Below are 23,009 nucleotides of genomic sequence, written 5' to 3' on the forward strand. Positions count from 1 at the left end.
ATACCATGTTCATGTGATTACTCAATCTACGAACGCTCTTCCTCGTAAAAAGTCTGCCAATATCGACCAATCCTGTTTCTGACGCAGTGCGATAAAATTGCCATTGAGCAGACTTGTCCTTTGATTATATCGAAAAGGTTGATGATTCAGATCAAACACATCACCACCAATACTTTGTAACAAGCCCTGTCCTGCCGAGGTATCCCATTCGCTGGTTGGATGAAAGCGTGGATAGACATCAATTTGCTCTTCTAGCATCATGCAAAATTTATAAGCACTGCCGGCGGCGACTTTTTCATATTCGATCTGATGTTGTTGCAAATATTGTAAAAATTCGGTGTACAAAGCACTTCGTTCAGGTCGTCGGCTCATGGCAATACGCAATACTTTCCTGTCCTGTAGCGAAACGGATGGTTCAAATTTCATCAAATGAATTTGTTGCTGTTGCCATTGCCACTTAAAAGGTAAATCACCCTGTTCACCAATATAGATCGTTTGCTGCAAAGGTACCGCAATCGCCGAAATCACCGATTCACCAGCATTGATCAAACTTAAGTTAATGGTAAATTCGCCAGTTTGATGAATAAATTCCTTAGTACCATCTAGCGGATCGAGTAACCAGAATTTTTGCCAATTCTGCCGTCCTTGATGCTGCCCTTCTTCTGATAAAATCGGCAGATCCGGAAAATTTTGTCGTAATTGTGCAGTAATATAATCATTGGCTTTTAAATCGGCCTGTGTCACTGGAGAGTGATCTTTTTTCTCTTCAATATTAAACTGTTGACCGTCTATGAATGCCTGATATTCCCGACACAGGATTTGACTTGCCTGCCGTAAAATTTCGCATAGGTGTTGCAATTTCTGTGGCATTTGTTGTAATGCAACATCTTTAAACATGCTGGTCGCTCCTCTATCTATGTCTAATGTAGCAAATTTTATCCATGACACAACGCCACAATGTGTACTATTTGACATGGATGGTACATTACTTGATCTGGCCTTTGATAATTATATCTGGATGCAACTGGTCCCAAAATTGTGGGCTGAACAAAACCAATGCGATATCGCAACGGCAAAACAGCGGCTTTATCAGTTTTATCTCGACAACCAAGGCCATTTACATTGGTATTCAAGTCAATTCTGGCAACAGCAACTTGGCATCGATGTTCTGGCCTTGCAATATGCACATCGGCATCTTATCCGAGCTAGACCGTATTGTTTTGAGTTACTCGAACAATTAAAGCAACGCCACATTGAATGTTGGCTAGTTACCAATGCTGATCAGGCAACTTTGGCGCTTAAACTTGAAACTGTGCCTTTGCACCCTTATTTTAAACATATTGTCAGTAGTGAAAGTCTGGGGGCTGCAAAGGAACAACAGCAATTTTGGCATAGTTTAAAGCAACGCCACGATTTTGATCCTCGGCACAGTGTTTTTATTGATGATAATTATCAAGTGCTGGCAAGTGCCAAACAGTTTGGTATCGGTCAACTCATCAGTATTGCACAGCCCGATTCTTCCGAGCCTCACGCTGTAACACAACGCTTGGCGCAGAATGAATTTATCCATCTACATCAATTAACAGATTTACTCGACTTGATCCATCTCAATTCAATATTTTAGGATATGCACTGTCTATGAAAAAACAAACGCATCCATCATCGGAGAAACCATCTCTTGAAACTATGCGTATTGATAAATGGCTTTGGGCAGCACGTTTTTTCAAGACCCGATCAATTGCCAAAGCAGCAATTGAAGGCGGCAAGGTTCACCATCAAGGTGATCGCGTCAAAGTCTCCAGAGATGTGCGCGTCGGAATGGAGTTGACCATTCAACAAGGTTTTGATAAAAAAACTGTTGTGGTAAAAGCACTCTCGGAAATTCGAGGCGGCGCACCACAGGCACAATTACTCTATGATGAAACCGAAGTCAGCGTCGCCCGACGTGAACTCATTTCTGCCCAACGGAAACTCAATAATATGGCACGACCAGAACATAAACCAAATAAAAGAGATCGACGACAAATTCATAGATTTCAACAAGAAAATAGCCTAGCTCATGATGATGCATGGTTTGATGATCAGGTTTAATTTTGTGCGACATGTTTTGTCGCATGAACAATATCAACACTCGCATTCTTGTACAAATTCTGCCATGATTACGACTACAAAGATCTGCCGATCCTAAAGTAAACAAGGCATCCACTTTGGTCAAAAAAGGGAGATTTAACAATTTATCAGTCATATATTGATATGCTGTTAAACACCCGAAACATTTCACAGTATTGAGGTTTTGAGATGGATGATAACAAAACAAAGGCACTAAGTGCTGCACTAAGCCAGATTGAAAAACAATTTGGTAAAAACACCGTGATGCGTCTAGGCGACAACACGGTACAAGCGGTAGAAGCAGTTTCAACAGGTTCCCTAACCTTGGATATTGCTCTAGGTATTGGCGGTCTACCAAAAGGTCGTATTGTTGAGATTTATGGCCCAGAATCTTCTGGTAAAACCACCATGACATTACAGGCGATTGCCCAGTGTCAAAAAAATGGTGGAACATGTGCATTCATCGATGCAGAACATGCGCTTGATCCGGAATATGCCAAAAAACTTGGTGTAGATATCGATAACTTGCTGGTATCTCAACCGGATAATGGTGAACAAGCCCTTGAAATTGCCGACATGCTAGTGCGTTCGGGTGCAATTGATTTGATCGTCATTGACTCCGTTGCCGCATTAACACCAAAAGCAGAAATTGAAGGTGAAATGGGCGATTCGCATATGGGTCTACAAGCCCGTTTGATGAGCCAAGCATTACGTAAAATTACTGGTAATGCCAAACGTTCCAACTGTATGGTGATCTTCATCAACCAGATTCGTATGAAAATTGGTGTGATGTTTGGTAGTCCGGAAACCACAACAGGTGGTAATGCTTTAAAATTCTATGCTTCTGTGCGTCTGGATATTCGTCGTATTGGCGCAGTCAAAGAAGGCGATGAGATTATTGGTAACGAAACCAAAGTGAAAGTGGTGAAAAACAAAATGGCGCCGCCATTTAAAGAAGCACTGTTCCAGATTCTATATGGCCAAGGTACCAATATTCTCGGTGAAGTCATTGATTTGGCTGTGGCACAGGATATCGTACAAAAGGCAGGTGCTTGGTATTCTTATCAAGGCGATAAAATCGGTCAAGGTAAAAACAATACCATTCGTTATCTTGAAGAAAACCCTCAAATTGCCGAACAAATCGAATCAACTATCCGTGAACGTATGTTGGTCAAAACTGTTGCACCTGAACAGGAAGAAACCGCACCAGAACTTGATGAACTGTCACTTGGTTTACAAAACTAAGCGGTTTAGAATGAATGCAATACTCTCTCAATTCGAGAGAGTTTGCAGTACTTATTAAATCCATGATATGAACGATTACCCTTCCCCACCCAAAAAAATTCCGACTGGTAATACACTACGTGCGCTCGGTTTTGCTTTATTGGCAAAAAAAGAATATTCCAAAACTGATCTCAAACAAAAACTTCTGGCCTATGGTGCAGCGTTTGATGAAGTGGAAACTTTGGTAGAAGAATTGGCACAACAAAATTATCAAAGTGATGAACGTATGGCTGGCATGTTATTACGTAGCCAGATTCGTCAGGGACGTGGCCCGGCCCGCATTAAACAGGCACTCAAAAAACATGACATTGATCTGGATCTCGCCCAACAGGAATACGATGAAGTGGACTGGTTTGAGCAAGCTTTAAACTTAAAAATTAAAAAATTTGGTGCAGAAGTAATAACAGATCCAAAACAAAAAGCCAAACAAATACGGTTTTTACAATATCGCGGTTTTTCAATGGATATTATTATGAAAGTGGTGAACTATAAAGGAGAAGAAGATTTTTATTAGATGGTGGCAACCCCACTAGCAATACTTCGGCACATCATGTTTCTGTTACCGTTGCTACCTTCCGGTCCTGGCGGGGTTCACAGAGCACAATTGCGAAGTCACCAGCAGGGCTACCATTGCATCGCAAAGTATAAAGATTTTTTATTTTCTTGCAAGTAAAAAAGCCCCTGCTCAAGATACATTGTATAATTTCTCCACAATAATTGATTAATTTACATAAAACTGATAAACAATCACTATTTACATCATCGTTAAACGATACATTCAACGTTATACTAGAATTATCTTTAACCAACTATTTTCTGATGCGCAACCACGAGCTAACTATGAAAAAGATTGTTTTGCTAACGAGTATCCTATGTGTATCCACTTCTCTTTTTGCAATTCAGATTGAGCAAAGAGATTTGTCAGGCAATAATAGTGCAGTCGGCAATGTACCTGCCGCCCAGCAAAGCACACAGTTTTGGGAACTTCATCAGCAAATTCAACAACTACAAACCCAAATTCGACAATTGCGTGGTCAGATTGAAGAACAGGACAATCAAATTGATCAACTCAATAACGATCTAAAAAATCGTTATACCGATCTGGATCAACGACTGGAAATCCTTAATCAAAAAATCGATCCTGACGCAGACATTGAAACTACAGAAGACAGTCAGACAAACTCCGCTTCAGATGGTACTGTACAACCTCAAAGCACTGCACAAAATGCATCAGCTTCTACTACAGCACAAAGTGCCCAACTGGATGAAGCTGCCTATAACATGGCATATGAAGCGTATAAACAAGGCGGTGCAGCCAAAGCCATTGCACCGATGGAAAATTTTATTAAAAACCATCCCAACAGCCCCTACGTGAGCCATGCCTATTATTGGCTGGGAGAGTTTAATTTATCGCTTACTCCTCCCAACTATAACCAGGCCAAAGAAAATTTCGCTATTGTGGCAGGCAATTATCCGCAGTCTAATAAAGCCCCCTCAGCCTTATATCGGCTAAGTGAAATTGCTAAAAATATTGATCAAGATATCCCTAAAGCTCGGGAATATTATTTAAGACTGATTCAAAAATATCCAGATTCAAACGATGCCAAGACTGCAAGAACCTCGATAAATCTTTAATAAAAAAAGCCTTTTCATAATAGAAAAGGCTTTTTTATCGTAACGCAGTATCCGATTAACGCACAATACCACGTGTAGAATGATTAAGTGAATCAAGTAATAATTGAACTTCTGGTACAGTCGGTAAAATTTCTGTAGAAATCTGAACAATTGCTTCTTGCGTCGTAAGATTCGAACGATAGAGAATTTTAAAGGCCTGCTTCAAACCATCAATGGTCGTTTTAGACCAGCCTTTGCGACGCATACCCTCGAAATTCATGCCATGTGCATGTGCCGGATTACCCGAAGCCATTACAAAAGCAGGAACATCCTTAACAATTAATGATGCGCCACCGACCATGCTATAAGAATCAATCCGACAAAATTGGTGAATGCCCGAATTGCCCCCTAAAATAACATAATCACCAATATGTACATGACCTGCAATGCCGACATTGTTTGCAATGATATTATGATCACCAATTCGGCAATCATGTGCAACATGGGTATTGACCATCAATAAATTATGACTACCCACTTTAGTCAGGCTTTGATCCTGTGCAGTACCACGATGTAAAGTACAATGCTCACGAATGGTATTATGATCACCAATCTCAAGCCAGGTTTCTTCACCTTGATACTTTAAATCCTGACACCGCTCCCCAATACTTGAGAACTGAAAAATCTGGTTATGTTGACCAATCCGTGTATTCTCTGTAATCACGACATGAGCATGTATTTTTGTACCACTCGCAATAGTAACATTAGGCCCAATAATCGAATATGGGCCAACACTGACATCCGAAGCGAGCTCCGCACTTGGATGAATGATTGCGGTTGAATGAATTAACTGTGCATTCGTCATCATGAAGGTAATGTTTGTCTAGAAAGTATAATTTCAGCTTGAGCGACAATCTTATCATCGACACAGGCTGTTGCGTGAAATTTAAAGACTCCACGCCGATTTAATATCAACTCAGAATTCAAAATAAGTTGATCCCCTGGTACAACTTGTTTTTTGAAACGTACATGTTCCATGCCTGCAAACAGAAATGTATCACCATCTTCCGGTTTTTGCTGCAAGATAATCATACCCAAAATACCAGAAAGCTGTGCCAATGCTTCCATGATTAATACACCCGGCATAATCGGATAATGTGGGAAATGCCCCTGGAAAAACTCTTCATTCATGGTCAGGTTTTTATAACCCTGAATTTTAGTCATATTTTCAATTGAAGTCACACGATCAACAAGTAAAAATGGGTATTGGTGTGGAAGATATTCACGAATTGTCTGGATCTGCATGGGTAGTTCAGGCAGTTTCAAAGCATCTAAATTAGGTTGTTCACTATTCATCATTTGACGGTTTTACAAAAGGTTTTGATAATTCAAGCTGTTCAATACGACTATGTAAATTGTTAAGTTGCTTTACAATTTTACTGACAGGTGTTTCAGAAAGTTGTCTAAGCCCAATCACTGCTCTCTTCCAAGCACTATTTTCCAGCAAACCTGTGCCAGATGAATAGGTACCCGATTGACTTACCGATTTTGTCACCATCGACATACCTGTGAACTGCACATGGTCTGCAATCGTCAAATGTCCCGCCACGGCACAACAACCACCCAGAATACAGTGCTGTCCAATAATCGTACTACCCGCAATTGCAGTATTTGCAGCAATCGCAGTATGCTTACCAATTTGCACGTTATGTGCAATTTGTACTAGATTATCAATAATTACACCATCGTCAATGACCGTATCATCCAAAGCCCCACGGTCAACACTACAATTAGAACCGATACGGACATTGTTCCCAATACGAACACGACCTATTTGTGCAATACGATGCCAACGCCCCTGATACGGTGCAAAACCGAATCCTTCACTTCCTATACTGGTATTGGCGTGAATACGAACATGATCCCCTACATGTGTTTCAGCAAATATCGTGACATGCGATTCGATATAAGCAAATTGACCAATTGTGACATTACTGTCAATATGTACATGTGGAAATATAATGCTATTGTCACCAATCTCCACATGTTCGCCAATCACTGCATAATCACCAATGCGAACATTCTCACCAATCTTTGCTGTTTCATGAATTTTTGCTGTTTCGGCAATACCGCTAATAGAGACAGGCGAGGCAAATAGATGTGTGAGTTGGGCAAAAGCGAGATAAGGTGAAGCAACTTCTATCACAATATAATGCGGTATTAATTGTTCAACCAATGCTTTCGGTGCAATCAGTACGCCTGCTTTAGAAGCCAATGCCTGAGCAAGGTATTTGTCACCATTTACAAATGAGATATCTGTTGCACCAGCATTTTCCAGACTTTTTAAATGGTCAACAATAAATTGAGAATCGCCATGTACAATACCTTGTACATGACGACTGATTTCAGCAACACTTAGATTCACGAATCCAACCTTATTTCAATGATGCATTAACCTTTTGGGTAACTTGGGAAGTTAGATCAATTGAAGGGTCAAGGCTTACAACTGCACTACGATTCAAAATAGCGCTATAACCACCTGCTTTACGTAACTCTTCAGTGGCTTGCTCAATTTTTGGTGCAAGTGTTTTATTGATATTCTCCAATGTATCCTGTGCACGTTTTTGCATGCCTGCTGCATTGGAATTATATTCATTCATTTTCGATGCATAGTCTTGTTCAAGCTTTTTCAGATCAGCTTCTTTCATGACTTTGGCATCGTTTTGCGCTTTTTGTTGTAAAGCCGTAATTTCTTTGGTTAAACTCTCATGCTTCTGTTGCTGCGGTTTAAGCGCAGCTTCCAAACTGGCCATTTGAGATTTCATATAAGTGGTATCAGAAGCTGCCTTTTGAATATCCACTACAGCATATTTTTCTGCAAAAGCAGCCGCAGAGGTCATTAATCCTACAGCCAACATTGAAGAAACAAATAATTTACGCATACTTAACTCCTAATTTTTTAATTTCAATCATCTTCTGATTAAAAAGTACGCCCGATTTCAAATTGAATCGTTTTAGTATCATCACCTTTTTTATCGTTAAGCGGATAAGCATAACTTAATGATAATGGTCCGATCATGGTAATCCACGTAAAGCCAATACCTGCACTATAACGCATTTCTTTAAAGTCAAAATCATATTGACTTGAGGTTGTATCAAAAACCTGACCACCTTCAATAAACATGACAGGACGAACCTGCCGTGCCCAATCACCTTTGGTCGGCAATGGTAAAACAAGCTCTACACCAGCTTGCACTAAAGCATTACCACCGACTTCTTCCGGATCTGGATCAGTTGAATTGGTTTGCTCATAAATAACAGAATCATATTTTGGACCCAGTGTATTGGAATCATAACCACGCACGGAGCCATAACCACCCGCAAAGAAGTTTTTATAGAATGGCAAATCATGACCATAACCCAACTTACCATAACCACGTAAAACAAAATTACGCCATAAAGGTAAATAAGCCTGTGTATCATAGGTTACTTTTTGGTACTCAACATCACTGCCAGGCAATGCTACATCAAGGCTAACCCGATGGTAAGAACCTTTGGTCGGGAAAACTGGTCTATCTAACGTATTATATGCCCATGATAAATTTAGGTTATAGGTTAAATATTCACCCTGAAATTCACTTTCATAAGTTTCAATCGTGCCACTACATACATAGTCTGTAGTGTCCCCATCGCCATCACTATCATCTTTATCTACCACCCAGTCACCGGTACAATAGGTACTGCTTCCTGTGGCTTTACCCTCATGAGCTAATAGATAATCACGAACATAAGTCGATACATAAGGACCTGTTGTTACTTTGGTTTTATCCACATTCAAGGTCGCACTGATACTTTGGTTTTCATCCAGCGGATAACCAAAGGTTAACGATCCACCTAGTGAGTCCGTCACATAGTTACTGACGTTATAATCATCACTTAACTTGGTTTTACGATAATAGACGTTATAACCACGACTAATCCCATCAAGGGTAAAATATGGATCATAAATATTTAAATTATAATAATCGAGCGTATCGGAACGGGATAAATCAATCGATACCCGGTTCCCGGTTCCCATAAAGTTGGTTTGGCTTAAACCAAGCTGATAGGTCACACCACCGCTCTGTGAATATCCCACGGCAATGGTACTTGTTCCAGAATGCTGTTCTTCAACTGCAACATCCAGATCGACCTGATCCGGGGAGTTCGGTACACGCGTTGGTTTGATATCCACTGTTTTAAAGAAACCAGTACGTTCCAGACGCACCTTTGACAAATCAATTTTTTCATTACTTGCCAATGCGCCTTCCATTTGACGCATTTCACGACGTAACACATCATCGGCAGTTTTATTATTACCAGTAAAGTTGATACGACGCACCGTGACTTGTTGACCCGGATTAATATAATAATTTAAATCGACAGTTTTTGTTTCGCCATTGATTTCAGGCACCACATTCACTTCGGCAAAGTAATAACCTGCATTACCATATTTACGTAATAATAATTGCTTGACTGCATTCACTTTGGCCTGTGAATAAGTTTCACCTGCTTTAAATAGTTGTAAAGCCTCTAACTCTTTATCCGGGAATAAAACATCCCCTAAAAATTTGGTTTCACCAAATTTAAATTGCTCACCTTCATCTACGCCCACTTCGATAAAAATATTCTTCTTATCTTCGCTAATATCCAGCTGTGAGTTGGTTACGGTAAAGTTGATATAACCATCATTGAGATACATCGCACGCAAGGCTTCAAGACTGGCTGTCATTTTTTCTTTTGCGTAACGGTCATTCCGTGTCAGGATAGAAGACCATGAGCTCTCTTTTACTGCAAATGCGCGTTCAATATCACTTTCTTTAAATACGGTATTGCCAATCACGTTAATGCTGACAACTTTAGCCGCAGAACCTTCATAAAATTTAAGTTTTAAATCCACCCGGTTATTCGGACGGGCAATTGTTTCGACCTGTACATCCGCATTATAACGTCCCTGCTGGGTGTATTGCTGTTCCAGTTCGTTTTCAATATTTTGTAAAACAGACTTTTGTAAAACTTCACCTTCACTGATGCCCATTTTTTTCAAGCCATCTTGTAAGGCTTCTTTGGGAATAAGTTTGTTGCCTTCCATTTCAATCTTGGCAATTACTGGACGTTCAACAACTTTGAAAACCAAATTGTTAGCGTTACGCTCTGCCTGAACATCATCAAAATTACCAGAATTGAATAATACACGAACGGCATTTGCAATTGCAGCTTCGTCGATCTGGTCACCGCTACTGATTGGAATAATATTATATACATTAGCTGGTGTTAAACGGACTAACCCTTCAACCCGAATATCACTCACTTGAAAACTTTCTGCGTGTGCTGTCTGGACAATTGCCATCGCACTCACTAAAGCTAAAGGCATAAAAAAAGGATTGTGCCGCATATTGTTCATTTCCAGTATTTTCAATCAATTAGGTTGAAGTTCATTACAAACGCATTATGTCGTTAAATAAAGCCAATAGCATCATTGTACCCAACAGCGCCATACCAATTTTTAATCCAAACAATTGCACTTGTTCAGACACAGGGCGACCACGCAAAGCTTCGATGATGTAATATACTAGATGTCCACCATCTAGCATAGGAATCGGTAACAAATTTAACACACCAAGACTCACACTCATTAATGCCATAAAAGACAAAAAGGTTTGCCAGCCCATTTCTGCACTTTGTCCAGCAACTTTAGCTATGGTGATCGGACCGGATAGATTATCTAGACCAATCAAGCCCTTAATCATTTTTACAATACCCGTAACAGTCATTACCGAGAGTTGCCAAGTTTTATCAACTGCAACAGAAAAAGCCTGCAAGGGTGTATATTGTACTTTCATCAAAAATTCATCTGGAATTTTGTAATGCTCTTGTTTGATTCCAGCACCAATAAATCCAGTTTGATTGCCCATCGCATCTTTTCGTGCCTGTGGCATAATCTGTAGGTCAACGGATTGTTGATCCCGTAAAACCGTAAAAATCATTAATTTTTCAGGGGATAAGCGAATCTGCTCTACCACCTGATACCAGTCTTGTACAGGTTGTCCATTAATGGCAGTAATTTTATCTCCAACCTGCATACCTTGACGCAAGGCTGCACCATCTTTTGACAGTTCACCAATAATCGGCTGAATATGCGGCTGATAAGGCATAAAACCCAGACTTTGTAATGGAGATTGATTTTGGTCCTGAATAAAGTTTTTGATCGGCAACTGTTTTTGTAGCACCTGTCCGCCACGCTCAACAGTAATATCCACGGAACCTGTTTCACCCATACGCCCAAGTAAAGCGTAATTTAACTTTTCCCAAGTCGGTGTTGCCTGTGCATCAATCGCAGTAATTTTGTCTCCTACCCTCAAATCAACCTGAGCCGCAGGACTTTGTTCGATGACCTTGCCAATACGGGTACTTAACTGTTCACTGGCAGGCAAACTTAATATCCAGAATAAAATCACTGCCAATAACAAATTAATCAATGGACCAGCAGCAACAATTGCAATCCTTTTCCATGGGGATTGCCGATTAAAAGCCAGATGTAGCTGATCTTCGGGGACATTGCCTTCCCTTTCATCAAGCATGCGCACATAACCACCCAATGGCAATGCAGCAAGCCGATACTGAATTCCAGATTTTTTTGATGTCCATTGGATCAATGTAGGGCCAAAGCCTATAGAATAGACCAGCACTTTTACACCGACACGCCGAGCCACCCAATAATGTCCAAACTCATGTATGGCGATTAACGGGCCTAGTAACAAAACTGCTGCGACAATAATAAACAGGATACTCATCATTGTACTCCGTATTGTCTGATCCACTGTGCCGCTTTATCACGGGCACACTGATCCGCAGCCATCACTACATTCAAATCATCATCTGTTGATTCAAACTGACTCTGTTGTAAAACAGCATCTACCAAATTTGCGATATCCAAGAATTTAATTCTTTCCTGTAAAAAAGCTGCCACAGCGATTTCATTCGCGGCATTTAAAATGCCGGGTGCAGTACCGCCCTCTCGCATACTCTGTCTAGCCAATTTCAATGCCGGAAATTTATCCAGATCAGGCGGACAAAAATCCAGTGTTTGCACCTCGAATAAATCCAGTGTTTTGACTTGAGTCGAAATACGTTCCGGCCATGCCAGCGCATGTGCTATCGGTGTACACATATCAGGATTTCCCATCTGTGCCAGTGTTGAACCATCAATATATTGCACCATAGAATGAATGATACTTTGTGGATGGATTACAACTGTAACAAAATGTTCTGATATTGCAAATAAATGGCAGGCCTCAATTAATTCTAAACCTTTATTCATCAATGTTGCAGAGTCTACAGAAATTTTTTGCCCCATTGACCAGTTTGGATGTTTACAGGCTTGTGCAGGTGTCACCTGCTGCATTTGCTCTAGACTAAAATTTAAAAAGGGACCGCCCGAGGCTGTCAACAATAGACGAGACACCCCAAGCTGTGGTTGTTTATTCTGCTGTCGATGTGAAAAGTATTGCTGAGGTAAACATTGAAAAATGGCATTATGCTCGGAATCGACAGGCAAAACCAATGCGCCAGATTTTTTAGCCTCGGCCAGCATGATCTCACCCGCCATCACTAGGGCTTCTTTATTGGCAAGCAAAACCCGTTTTCCAGCTTTGACTGCTGCTAAAGTTGAAGATAAGCCAGCTGCACCCACAATGGCAGCCATGACCACATCCACTTCTGGTGCAGAGGCAATTGCCACAAGTCCTGCTTCGTCAACAAGCAACGCTGGTAATTGTTTTAATTGTTTTTGAGTCGCGAGGTCTTTAAATAATGCAACATGACTTTGTGGTAATGCTACAACTTCAGGCTGAAATTGCAGACAAATATCAACCAGTTCGGCGATTCGATGAAATCCAGAAATCGCATAGAGGTGATATTTATCAGGATGATCAGCCAAAATTTTAAGTGTGCTCTGACCAATTGACCCTGTTGCACCTAAAATCGCCACAGACTGTTTCATTAAATATCAAACCCCAAAATTTTAAATAAATAAATACCTGCGGCAAAAACAGGTGCTGCTGCAAGTAAGGAATCGACACGATCCAGCACACCGCCATGTCCCGGTAAAATTCTGCCAGAATCTTTGATACCGGCACGGCGTTTGACCATAGATTCCACCAAGTCACCCAACACTGATGCAATCACTGTGATCAGGGACAATAGCATAAAACCTACAAATGGCCAGAAAGATAAATCCAAATATAAACTTGATACGATAATGATAATAATCCCTGAAGTCACCAGACCACCAATCAGGCCTTCTATCGACTTATTCGGACTCACCAGCGGCGCCAGTTTACGCATACCAAATTTCTTACCGACAAAGTAGGCACCACTATCTGCACCCCAAACCAACAAGAATACATACATCAACCACCATGGCGAAAATTCCCAAAGTGAAAATATTGCCGTCACCGCTGCAATAATTAATAATCCACCTAGAAAATACAGGATTGAATTATACCAGCCATCATATTGTGGATATCGACGCACCCAGCTCAGACTAACACCCCACACCCCAATCGATGCCAGCCACAATAAAATCCATACATCTTTTAAATATACAATTGAAATCAGTACAATGACTGCAATCACAATACCTGACAGCCATGCCTTAGATTTTTGTACAGGTTCAAGATCATTTTTTTGTGGCATTAACTTATACCACTCGTACCCCGCCCCTAGCGCTGCCAAAGACATTAATACAATCATTGGATAAGGTGCAGTCGTTGCAAACATACAGCTTAAAACGACCGCAACCAGGATTAATGCGGTAACGATCCGCTCTAACATAATTCTAATTCTCTTGTGGATATTGCATCGCTTGAACTTGCTCGGAGGTTTTACCAAACCGACGCTCTCTTCGTGCAAATTTTTTTAATATCTGATCAAATTCTTTAATTGTAAAATCCGGCCAGAGTGTTTCTGTAAAGAATAACTCTGCATATGCCGATTGCCACATTAAAAAATTTGATAACCGATAGTCACCACCTGTACGAATCAGCACATCAACTGCTGGCAGATCACTTAAACATACATGCTGGTTAAACAGATTGACGTCAATTTGTGCAGGTTGCAGAAGCCCTTGCTGGACTTGCTCAGCAATTTTCTGTGCAGCCTGAGTAATATCCCACATACCACCATAACTAATCGCAATGGTCAGTGTCATGGTCGTATAATTTGCCGTTTGCGCCTCTGCATCTGCCATCAAACTGCAAAGTTGAGGCGATAACTTTGTACGATCACCGATAAAACGCAAGGCGATCTGATGTGCATGCATACGTGGAATTTGCTGATGAATCGCTTCTTCCAGTAAATGCATCAGTAATTCAACTTCTGCAACGGGACGATTCCAGTTTTCACTCGAAAAAGCAAAGATGGTAAGTGCAGAAATACCTGTTTTTCGACAATGCTCTACAATAGGATCAAGCGAGTCTTTACCCGCCCGATGCCCCTCGCCCGATGCAAGTCGATGTTTTTTACCATAACGATTGTTGCCATCCATAATGATGGCAACATGCTTGGGCAAATGTGGTGACAATAAAGGTTGAGCAATCAATGCATTACACCTGCATCAATTCGGCTTCTTTGGCAGCCAGACGCTTATCCACTTCGGCGATGTATTTATCTGTCAATTTTTGCACATCGTCACCCGCACGACGCTCATCATCTTCAGAAATTTCTTTCTCTTTCAACAGATCTTTGACATCGCCCAAAATATCACGACGGATATTACGAATTGCGATTTTGGCATTTTCAGCTTCACTACGTGCCAACTTTTGCATATCACGGCGTGTTTCTTCAGTCAATGCAGGAAGAGGTACACGAATAGCATCGGCACTAATCGGATTTAAACCTAAATCGCTTTCACGAATAGCTTTATCAATTGCTGACACCATGGTACGTTCAAAAGGTTGAACAATCAGTGTACGTGAATCTTCGACACCGACGTTTGCCACCTGATTTAAAGGGACATCTGAACCATAATAAGGCACCATTACGCCATTTAACATCGAAGGATGTGCACGTCCAGTACGCACTTTTGCAAAGCCTTGTTCCAAAGACTCAATGCTTTTTTGCATACGTAGTTCGCCATCTTTTTTCAGGTCATTAATCATGGTTAATTCCGCTTCGGTTTTTCAAAATTTAACTATTATAAAGTGATTTAATCAGAAAAGTGTGACTAAATTTATCTGATTGTACCGTTACTCACGCGAGTACCTTCATTTTCACCCATGACCACCGACAGTAATGAGCCAGACTTGTTCATGTCAAAGACTTGCAATGGCACATCGTGATCACGGCATAGACAAATGGCTGTCAAATCCATTACACCTAATTTTTCATCTAACACTTGATCAAAAGTTAAATGATCATATTTCACGGCATCTTCATATTTATTTGGATCTTTATTATAAACACCGTCTACTTTGGTAGCTTTTAGGATCAATTTGGCTTCAATCTCGATACCACGTAAACATGCTGCGGTATCTGTTGTAAAGAATGGATTGCCTGTTCCGGCAACGAATACACAAACTTCACCATTATTTAAATGACGAATCGCATCACGACTGGAATACGGTTCAACCACTGTACCAATTTCCAGTGCAGACATCAGTCGTGTTTTGATATTACGACGGATTAGTGCATCACGCATCGCCAGACCATTCATTACGGTTGCCAGCATACCCATTTGGTCACCAGTGACACGTCCTACCAAGCCATCTTTTTGTAATTGACTACCGCGATACAAGTTCCCGCCACCCACGACGATACCGACCTGCACACCCAGACCAACCAGATGGGCAATCGCCAGAGACATTTGATCCAGCACAGTTGCATCGATACCCATTTCACGGTTACCGGAAAGCGCTTCACCCGATAGCTTTAACAGGATGCGTGCATAACGTGGACTTTTTTCGCTCATATTTCTACTCCAAAGGGATTTCTTTAAAATCATTTATAGTTTTGCCATCTAGATAGATGGCATTGTATAGGGTTATATCTCAAAATTTACTGACAGCAATGTGCAATCATGCATGTTCAGACAGTCAACATGTTCTGATGAGTTTTGCAAATAAGTCATACTCATCAGCATCGGTAATTTCCACTTCGAGTAGATCGCCTGCTTTAATGGCATTACGATCAATGTCCTCAACAAAGACATTACCATCAATTTCCGGTGCATCTGCATATGATCTGGCCACCGCAACCGGATATTCATCTTCCAGATCATCCACCAGCACAGTCATTCTTTGACCAATACGTTTTTTCAGTTTTGCCGCAGAAATTTCCTGTTGAACCTGCATAAAACGCTCAAAACGATCCTGCTTAACCTCTTCCGGTACATGATCAGGCAAATCATTAGCAGGCGCACCTTCAATCGCAGAATAAGTAAAACAGCCCACGCGATCGAGTTGTGCTTCTTTTAGCCATTCCAATAAATATTGAAAGTCTTCTTCGGTTTCGCCAGGGAAACCCACCACAAAAGTCGAACGTAACACCAGTTCCGGGCACTTTTCTCGCCAGGTTTTGATTCGTTCCAATGTATTTTCACTATGAGCTGGTCGTTTCATGTTCTTTAGAACACTAGGACTGGCGTGTTGAAAAGGAATATCCAGATAAGGCAAGATTTTGCCTTTTGCCATCAAGTCAATGGCTGCATCAACGTGCGGATAAGGATAAACATAATGTAGACGCACCCAGATTCCCAGTTGCCCCAATGCTTCGCATAAATCTAGAAATTTGGTTTTGAGCGGCTGTCCATTCCAGAAATCTAGCTTGTATTTGGTATCGACACCATACGCCGAGGTATCCTGTGAAATCACCAATAATTCTTTTACACCAGCACGTTTTAATGCCTGCGCCTCATCCATGACACTGCCAATTGGACGAGACACCAGATCACCCCTTAAACTCGGAATGATACAGAAGGTACAACGGTGGTTACAGCCTTCTGAAATTTTTAAATAGGCATAATGTTTTGGTGTCAAGCGGATACCCTGCTCCGGCACCAGATCAACAAAAGGATTATGTTTTGGCGGTGGCGGCACATACTCATGTACAGCTTCCATCACATCACTATAGGCAGCAGCACCAGTGACTTTTAGGACATTGGGATGCATTGAACGAATCTTGTCTTCGTCCTTGCCCAAACAACCTGTAACGATAACTTTACCATTTTCACTAATGGCCTCCCCAATTGCGTCCAAAGACTCCTGCACTGCCGATTCGATAAAACCACAGGTATTGACAACAACAAGGTCTGCACCTTCATAATCTTGCGCAACCTGATAACCTTCAGTTCTTAATTGCGTCAAAATACGCTCAGAATCAACCAGCGCCTTAGGACAACCTAAAGAGACAAAGCCTACTTTGGGGGATTTCATTTACACACACTCCGATAGAATGCGCATATTGTAAGGCGTTTTTCCACAGAAAAATAGTCAAAGCATGTATAAGCCAATATGTTACATTATGGTGCATAATTTTACTTTACAAAAATAAGCTTCAAAATAGTGCAAAAATAAATCATGCACTTTATTCTTTATCTTTACTTCTATTTAATGGAAAAACCGTGCAAATACTGCAATTCTATATAGTGTCTTGTTTTAGTGCATATTTATTGACTTAGAGAATAGTTGGCGTATTTTTTGCTTCCAATTCATAGTCTGATGATAAGCATTTACGGTATTGTTTGATTTATGCGCTATTTTAACTCTTGGAACCGCTAACTTATGGATGTGCGCACCAATATAGACTACAAAACCATCGTTGATCATTTAACGACAGCTGTGTTGTTGGTTCATCCAGACCTAACCGTCTATTATATGAATTCTTCCTGTGAAACTCTATTTGAAATGAGTTTCCTGCGCGTTCATAAACAATCAGTGACACAATTTATCGAGCTATCCGACAGTAGTATCACGCTGGAACAGGCACTAAACAAAACCTTGCAAACTGGTCAACCCTATACCCATCGTGAAGCATTACTCAATATTGGTTTAAAAGACCGGTATGTTGATTATACCGTTTCATTGTTAACGCCCTTACCAACCCAACAATTGAGTCCATTACTGCTCATCGAATTTCAACCGATTGATCGATTATTACGGATTTCCAAAGAAGAATTACAGGATCAACAACATCTGGTTGCACGGCAACTAATTCGAGGTGTTGCCCATGAGATTAAAAATCCATTAGGCGGTATCCGTGGTGCAACACAATTGCTGGCTCGTAATGTCAAAGATCCGCATATCAGCGAATATACCGAAATTATTATTAACGAAGTTGATCGCCTAAGAAATCTGGCCGACACCATGCTGGGTTCCAGACAACTGCCCAGTTATGAAGCAGTCAATATACACGAACCATTAGAACGGGTACGTTCTCTGGTGCTCAGTCAAACCAAGAATAAGATTCCAGTAAAGCGTGATTATGATCTGTCCTTGCCGGATGTCATTGCTGACCGTGATCAACTGATTCAAGTAATTTTAAATATTAGTGTTAATGCAGTACAAGCGATGACAGAGAACAAAGAGTTCTTTATCGAGCATAAGCCACAACTGATTTTCAGAACACGAATTCAACGTCTTGTCACCATTCAGGGTGTACATCATCGCAGTGCAATTCGTGTCGATATTGAAGACAATGGTCCCGGTATTCCACCAGAAATTGTGGAATCCGTTTTCTATCCAATGGTGACGGGACGTGCAAAAGGCACCGGATTAGGACTTAGCATTGCACAAAATATAATGCGCCAGCATCAGGGTATGATCGAATGTCATTCCGAAGTTGGGCGTACCGTTTTTAGTTTATATTTACCTTGGGAGAGCAAATCATGACACGGAACAAAATTTGGGTAATTGATGATGATCGTGCCATGCGTTGGGTCCTTGAAAAAACATTTAAAGAAGAAGGCTTCGATGTCACCAGCTTTGAAGAAGCACAAAGTGCTTTGGACTTGCTACCCAGCAATCAACCGGATGTGATTTTAACAGATATCCGCATGCCGGGTATGGATGGCTTAAATTTTCTCTCCAAGGTCAAAAGTAGTCACCCCGATTTACCTGTCATCATCATGACTGCACATTCGGATCTTGAATCTGCTGTTTCAAGTTATCAAACTGGTGCTTTTGAATACCTTCCTAAACCTTTTGATATCGATGAAGCTTTGGCACTGGTCAATCGCGCCATCTTACATATCACCAAATTGCAGCAACAGGAAAGCACCAAAGCCAGTATTGCTCTACCATCCACTGAAATTATTGGTGAATCGCCTGCCATGCAGGAAGTATTCCGTGCCATCGGTCGCCTGTCACAATCGCATATTACGGTACTCATCAATGGGGAATCAGGGACGGGTAAAGAACTGGTCGCCCATGCACTTCATCGCCATTCCCCACGCAGCAGCAAACCTTTTATTGCCTTAAACATGGCTGCAATCCCAAAAGATTTGATCGAAACAGAATTATTTGGTCATGAAAAAGGGGCATTTACCGGTGCCAACACGCAACGTCAAGGCCGTTTTGAACAAGCCAATGGCGGCACCCTGTTTCTAGATGAAATTGGTGATATGCCATTTGAAACCCAAACCCGTTTATTACGTGTTTTGGCCGATGGTGAATTCTATCGGGTCGGTGGACATATCCCGGTCAAGGTCAATGTGCGTATTGTCGCTGCAACGCATCAAGATCTGGAGAAATTGGTACAGGCCGGTAAATTCCGTGAAGATTTATATCATCGCTTAAATGTGATTCGTATTCATATTCCAAAATTAGCACATCGTAGTGAAGACATTCCAATGCTGGCCCAGCACTTTCTAGTTCGTGCAGCAAAAGAATTGTCAGTTAGTCCAAAAATCCTAAAACCGGAAACAGTGGAATACCTGCAACAACTGCCATGGCCCGGCAATGTCCGCCAACTGGAAAATACCTGTCGCTGGTTAACAGTCATGATTACTGGGCGTGAAGTTTATCCGGATGATTTACCTTCAGAATTAAAACAAATACCGGTTGAAAGTAAAACTTCAACACCTTCATATAGCACCACGAATGCCCTACCAGTTCATAGTGAAAATATTAGCAATTTTGCTTGGGATGAACTATTAAGAGAGTGGGTCATGACCAAGTTACAAAGTGGCGAAATGAAGATTCTGGACATTGCTACCCCGATCTTTGAACGCACATTGATCGAAGCAGCCTTATTCCAAACCAAAGGCCGTAAACGCCACGCTGCGGAATTACTAGGCTGGGGCCGTAATACCCTGACCCGCAAACTCAAGGAGCTTGGCATGGATTCCAGTGATGATGAGGAGGAATAAAATCCACACTCACTAAAATTCATATCTTGCTTGTCTAGTAGTGCAGTCTTTTATTTGACAGATGCACTTTTGAGCGATGTATCGTATGATTAGTCTGCTTATATAAGGATTAATTTATGATACGTCGCTTTTTATTGGCTTGTATTTTATTGCTGAGTCCATTGTCTGTTTTTGCCACAGTCGGTGGCGAACAACATATCGAACTTTTAGGTTATGATACTCAGGAGCAAAAAGTTTATTTATTAAGACATTATGAAGATGGTCGTGCTCGTTTACCACAGCTCTATTATTTTGACTTACGCAATAAACAAAACGACAAACTGATTGAAGTAACGTCAATTTATATTGATCCCAAAACAGGAAAAGCTGATTACGATAATAATGAGGTCGCTTTTAATAAAGAATTACAAAAAATTAAACGTCGTTTAAGCTCACTTTATCCACTCAATCCAAAAGTATTTTCAATTCAGATCGATCATCAACAACAAGAATCCGTTCCAAGCTGGCACGATGACAATGAAACCGCCACAGCCTATCATTACGAATATTATGTTCATGATTCCAGTTATCAAAGCCAGCCACAAACTGCAATCAGTTATGCACCAGAACTCAAAATCAAACAGGCTTTTCGGATTCCAAGACAGAATAAAATTCTAATTACGGTAGAATATCTAGGTATTCCGTTTGAAACTGGCTATAACATGGAAGATCCAGTTCTGTTAAGTCCTAAAACAAAGTAACAAATAGTTTCTCCTTTATTCGGAATATCGTTTAACAGATATCTTCTATAAGGGATTTTTGAACTATGCTAAAATTAATTAAATATAGCAAAGGCTTGAATATCCATCTATGAAATCTAGTACGATCAAACAATCACCATGTACACAACGAGGCGCTGATCGGTGTTCATTATTGTTTGAAGTTGCTACAGATTTGTTTCTTCGCTATGGCTATGAAAAAGTCAGTCTTGATCAGATTGTTGAGCATGCAGGCGGTTCAAAAGCCACCATCTACAAGTATTTTGGCAGTAAAAAAGGCCTGTTTATTGCGATCTGCCAGGAAAGATGCAATAAATTCACCCATCAAATTGAACTGGCCTGTCAGCGTAATTCCGTCGATATCCGCCAGAATCTATCCGAATTATTGTTTGATTTGTATAGTATTTTCGCTGACGACAAAAGCACTGCCTTTGGCCGCTTGATTTTATTAGTTGCCCAGAATGATCAAGACCTTGCACAGCAGCTCTATAGTTTCGGTCCAAAACGTGCGCATCAATTGTTAGCAGAATTATTACAGCAAGCACATGAATGCAACCAGCTCTACTGTACTCGCCCACTCGATTCCGCAATATACTTCCTGGGCTTCTTTCATGATATCCATTGGCGTACCATGGTCGGCTTGCCCTTTTCAGAGCGGGATATGAATATCAAGGATCATATCAACTATATCGTTGATCGTTTTATCGAAGGTCATCAAAACCCGGAAAAAATGCAATAAGTATTTGCAATTGACTGGCAAATGCCTATAAACTATTCGATTCTTTTTTTCATCAACCCTCTCAAACTTAATTGTTTGTTATCAACAATTTTGTGGAGTAGCTATGGCTCTACGTCACTTCTTAACTTTACGTGATCTCACCCAATTCGAACTCAAACAACTTCTTGCACGAGCAACCGAACTGAAGCGCTTACAACACAAAGGCGAAATTTATCAGCCTTTCGTTGGCAAAGTCATGGGCATGATTTTTGAAAAATCAAGCACCCGAACACGTATTTCATTTGAAGCAGGAATGAGCCAGTTTGGTGGTGATGCGATTTTTCTTTCTTCCCGGGATACACAATTAGGTCGTGGAGAACCCATTGAGGATTCGGCACGCGTTATTTCTCGTATGCTTGATATTGTCATGATTCGTACCTTCGGACATGACATTGTGGAAAAATTTGCAGCCTATTCATCTGTACCTGTCATTAACGGTCTGACTGACGATCATCATCCTTGTCAGTTACTTGCCGATATGCAAACCTATATTGAACATCGTGGCAATATCGAAGGCAAAACAGTGGCTTGGATTGGTGATGGCAACAACATGTGTAATTCCTATATGGAAGCTGCGCATATGCTAGGTTTCCAGCTTAAGATTGCTTCCCCGGCTGGTTATACACCCAATACCGCATTGCTCAGTGAATTTGCCCACTGTGTCGAACTGGTTGATACACCAGAAGATGCAGCAGCCAATGCCGATTTAATCGTTACAGATGTATGGGCAAGTATGGGACAGGAAGAAGAACAAAAACTGCGTGAAAAGGCTTTTGCCAATTATCAAGTGAATGAACATCTGATGTCACTGGCACATAAAGACTGCCTGTTTATGCATTGTTTACCTGCACACCGCGGCGAAGAAATTTCTGAAACCATGTTAGACCATCCAAATGCTGTGGTCTGGGATGAAGCAGAAAACCGTTTGCATGCACAAAAAGCACTGGTTGAATTTTTATTGAATGAAAATATTAAACGTAATTAATTCTTTTATTTTTATGTTTGATGTACAAAAAAGTATCTGAAAATTTTCAGGTACTTTTTTATTTTAAGTTTCATTTTT

At 40.8% G+C, this 23,009-nt stretch carries 23 protein-coding genes and 1 other RNA gene; 10 read left to right on the forward strand and 14 right to left on the reverse strand.

Translation table 11 applies throughout. The annotated features are described in order from the left end of the window. Positions 1 to 21: 21 nt before the first annotated feature. Positions 22 to 897, reverse strand: coding sequence for a 3'(2'),5'-bisphosphate nucleotidase CysQ family protein (locus tag CAP51_RS14995; protein WP_245809180.1), 876 nt, complete (start codon positions 895 to 897; stop codon positions 22 to 24). Between the two features lie 19 nt (positions 898 to 916). Here CAP51_RS14995 and CAP51_RS15000 point away from each other — a divergent pair, with 19 nt between their 5' ends. The 4 genes from CAP51_RS15000 to CAP51_RS15015 all read left to right on the forward strand — a co-directional run bounded on the left by CAP51_RS15000 (position 917) and on the right by CAP51_RS15015 (position 3,907). Next, positions 917 to 1,624, forward strand: a complete 708-nt coding sequence (locus CAP51_RS15000; protein WP_087621667.1) for an HAD-IA family hydrolase — start codon at positions 917 to 919, stop codon at positions 1,622 to 1,624. 14 nt (positions 1,625 to 1,638) lie between these two features. Further along, complete coding sequence (locus CAP51_RS15005) at positions 1,639 to 2,091, forward strand: RNA-binding S4 domain-containing protein (protein WP_087621566.1); 453 nt, start codon at positions 1,639 to 1,641, stop codon at positions 2,089 to 2,091. A gap of 207 nt (positions 2,092 to 2,298) precedes the next feature. Beyond that, positions 2,299 to 3,354: a recombinase RecA gene (gene recA, locus CAP51_RS15010; protein ID WP_087621567.1), complete on the forward strand. Its 1,056-nt coding sequence runs from the start codon at positions 2,299 to 2,301 to the stop codon at positions 3,352 to 3,354. A 67-nt stretch (positions 3,355 to 3,421) separates the two neighbouring features. After that, positions 3,422 to 3,907, forward strand: a complete 486-nt coding sequence (locus CAP51_RS15015; RefSeq protein WP_087621568.1) for a regulatory protein RecX — start codon at positions 3,422 to 3,424, stop codon at positions 3,905 to 3,907. Between the two features lie 10 nt (positions 3,908 to 3,917). Here CAP51_RS15015 and ffs read toward each other — a convergent pair. Further along, positions 3,918 to 4,014: signal recognition particle sRNA small type (ffs, locus tag CAP51_RS15020), an RNA gene on the reverse strand. 219 nt (positions 4,015 to 4,233) lie between these two features. On the opposite strand from ffs, the gene CAP51_RS15025 reads away from it, so the two are divergent. Next, entirely contained in the window at positions 4,234 to 5,028 is a 795-nt protein-coding gene (locus CAP51_RS15025) for a tetratricopeptide repeat protein (RefSeq protein WP_087621569.1), read from the forward strand. 55 nt (positions 5,029 to 5,083) lie between these two features. Here the strand turns inward: CAP51_RS15025 and lpxA are convergent, their stop codons facing one another. The 12 genes from lpxA to rimO form a co-directional block, all read right to left on the reverse strand. Beyond that, positions 5,084 to 5,872, reverse strand: a complete 789-nt coding sequence (lpxA, locus tag CAP51_RS15030) for an acyl-ACP--UDP-N-acetylglucosamine O-acyltransferase (RefSeq protein WP_087621668.1) — start codon at positions 5,870 to 5,872, stop codon at positions 5,084 to 5,086. Further along, a complete protein-coding gene (gene fabZ, locus CAP51_RS15035) occupies positions 5,872 to 6,363 on the reverse strand; it encodes a 3-hydroxyacyl-ACP dehydratase FabZ (protein WP_087621570.1) in 492 nt (163 codons plus the stop codon). Before fabZ ends, lpxA begins: the two co-directional genes overlap by 1 nt. Continuing rightward, the gene (gene lpxD, locus CAP51_RS15040) at positions 6,356 to 7,432 is read right to left on the reverse strand and encodes a UDP-3-O-(3-hydroxymyristoyl)glucosamine N-acyltransferase (protein WP_087621571.1); all 1,077 of its coding nucleotides are present in this window, start codon (positions 7,430 to 7,432) and stop codon (positions 6,356 to 6,358) included. Before lpxD ends, fabZ begins: the two co-directional genes overlap by 8 nt. A gap of 10 nt (positions 7,433 to 7,442) precedes the next feature. Further along, the gene (locus tag CAP51_RS15045) at positions 7,443 to 7,949 is read right to left on the reverse strand and encodes an OmpH/Skp family outer membrane protein (RefSeq protein WP_087621572.1); all 507 of its coding nucleotides are present in this window, start codon (positions 7,947 to 7,949) and stop codon (positions 7,443 to 7,445) included. 38 nt (positions 7,950 to 7,987) lie between these two features. Continuing rightward, positions 7,988 to 10,450: an outer membrane protein assembly factor BamA gene (gene bamA, locus CAP51_RS15050; RefSeq protein WP_425426822.1), complete on the reverse strand. Its 2,463-nt coding sequence runs from the start codon at positions 10,448 to 10,450 to the stop codon at positions 7,988 to 7,990. Positions 10,451 to 10,484: 34 nt separating this feature from the next. Then, positions 10,485 to 11,840 carry an RIP metalloprotease RseP gene (rseP, locus tag CAP51_RS15055; protein ID WP_087621574.1) on the reverse strand — a complete coding sequence of 452 codons (1,356 nt, stop codon included), beginning with the start codon at positions 11,838 to 11,840 and terminating at the stop codon, positions 10,485 to 10,487. Then, positions 11,840 to 13,048 (reverse strand): 1-deoxy-D-xylulose-5-phosphate reductoisomerase, encoded by a 1,209-nt coding sequence (gene dxr, locus CAP51_RS15060; protein WP_087621575.1) that lies wholly within the window; start codon positions 13,046 to 13,048, stop codon positions 11,840 to 11,842. Before dxr ends, rseP begins: the two co-directional genes overlap by 1 nt. Beyond that, positions 13,048 to 13,881, reverse strand: coding sequence for a phosphatidate cytidylyltransferase (locus CAP51_RS15065; protein WP_087621576.1), 834 nt, complete (start codon positions 13,879 to 13,881; stop codon positions 13,048 to 13,050). Before CAP51_RS15065 ends, dxr begins: the two co-directional genes overlap by 1 nt. Before the next feature lie 4 nt (positions 13,882 to 13,885). Next, a complete protein-coding gene (uppS, locus tag CAP51_RS15070; RefSeq protein WP_281249293.1) occupies positions 13,886 to 14,629 on the reverse strand; it encodes a polyprenyl diphosphate synthase in 744 nt (247 codons plus the stop codon). A 22-nt stretch (positions 14,630 to 14,651) separates the two neighbouring features. After that, on the reverse strand, positions 14,652 to 15,206 hold the full coding sequence (gene frr, locus CAP51_RS15075; RefSeq protein WP_087621577.1) for a ribosome recycling factor: 555 nt from the start codon (positions 15,204 to 15,206) through the stop codon (positions 14,652 to 14,654). A 71-nt stretch (positions 15,207 to 15,277) separates the two neighbouring features. After that, a complete protein-coding gene (pyrH, locus tag CAP51_RS15080; RefSeq protein ID WP_087621578.1) occupies positions 15,278 to 16,015 on the reverse strand; it encodes a UMP kinase in 738 nt (245 codons plus the stop codon). 124 nt (positions 16,016 to 16,139) lie between these two features. After that, positions 16,140 to 17,477, reverse strand: coding sequence for a 30S ribosomal protein S12 methylthiotransferase RimO (rimO, locus tag CAP51_RS15085; RefSeq protein WP_087621579.1), 1,338 nt, complete (start codon positions 17,475 to 17,477; stop codon positions 16,140 to 16,142). A gap of 348 nt (positions 17,478 to 17,825) precedes the next feature. On the opposite strand from rimO, the gene glnL reads away from it, so the two are divergent. The 5 genes from glnL to argF all read left to right on the forward strand — a co-directional run bounded on the left by glnL (position 17,826) and on the right by argF (position 22,931). Next, the gene (gene glnL, locus CAP51_RS15090) at positions 17,826 to 18,932 is read left to right on the forward strand and encodes a nitrogen regulation protein NR(II) (protein WP_087621580.1); all 1,107 of its coding nucleotides are present in this window, start codon (positions 17,826 to 17,828) and stop codon (positions 18,930 to 18,932) included. 38 nt (positions 18,933 to 18,970) lie between these two features. Then, positions 18,971 to 20,410, forward strand: coding sequence for a nitrogen regulation protein NR(I) (glnG, locus tag CAP51_RS15095; RefSeq protein ID WP_425426826.1), 1,440 nt, complete (start codon positions 18,971 to 18,973; stop codon positions 20,408 to 20,410). A 116-nt stretch (positions 20,411 to 20,526) separates the two neighbouring features. Then, entirely contained in the window at positions 20,527 to 21,150 is a 624-nt protein-coding gene (locus CAP51_RS15100) for a hypothetical protein (protein WP_087621582.1), read from the forward strand. Positions 21,151 to 21,259: 109 nt separating this feature from the next. Further along, positions 21,260 to 21,907 (forward strand): TetR/AcrR family transcriptional regulator, encoded by a 648-nt coding sequence (locus CAP51_RS15105; RefSeq protein ID WP_087621583.1) that lies wholly within the window; start codon positions 21,260 to 21,262, stop codon positions 21,905 to 21,907. Positions 21,908 to 22,010: 103 nt separating this feature from the next. Beyond that, a complete protein-coding gene (gene argF / locus CAP51_RS15110; RefSeq protein WP_087621584.1) occupies positions 22,011 to 22,931 on the forward strand; it encodes an ornithine carbamoyltransferase in 921 nt (306 codons plus the stop codon). Positions 22,932 to 23,009: the final 78 nt, after the last annotated feature.

This window comes from Acinetobacter populi (assembly GCF_002174125.1).
GTDB classification, from domain to species: domain Bacteria; phylum Pseudomonadota; class Gammaproteobacteria; order Pseudomonadales; family Moraxellaceae; genus Acinetobacter; species Acinetobacter populi.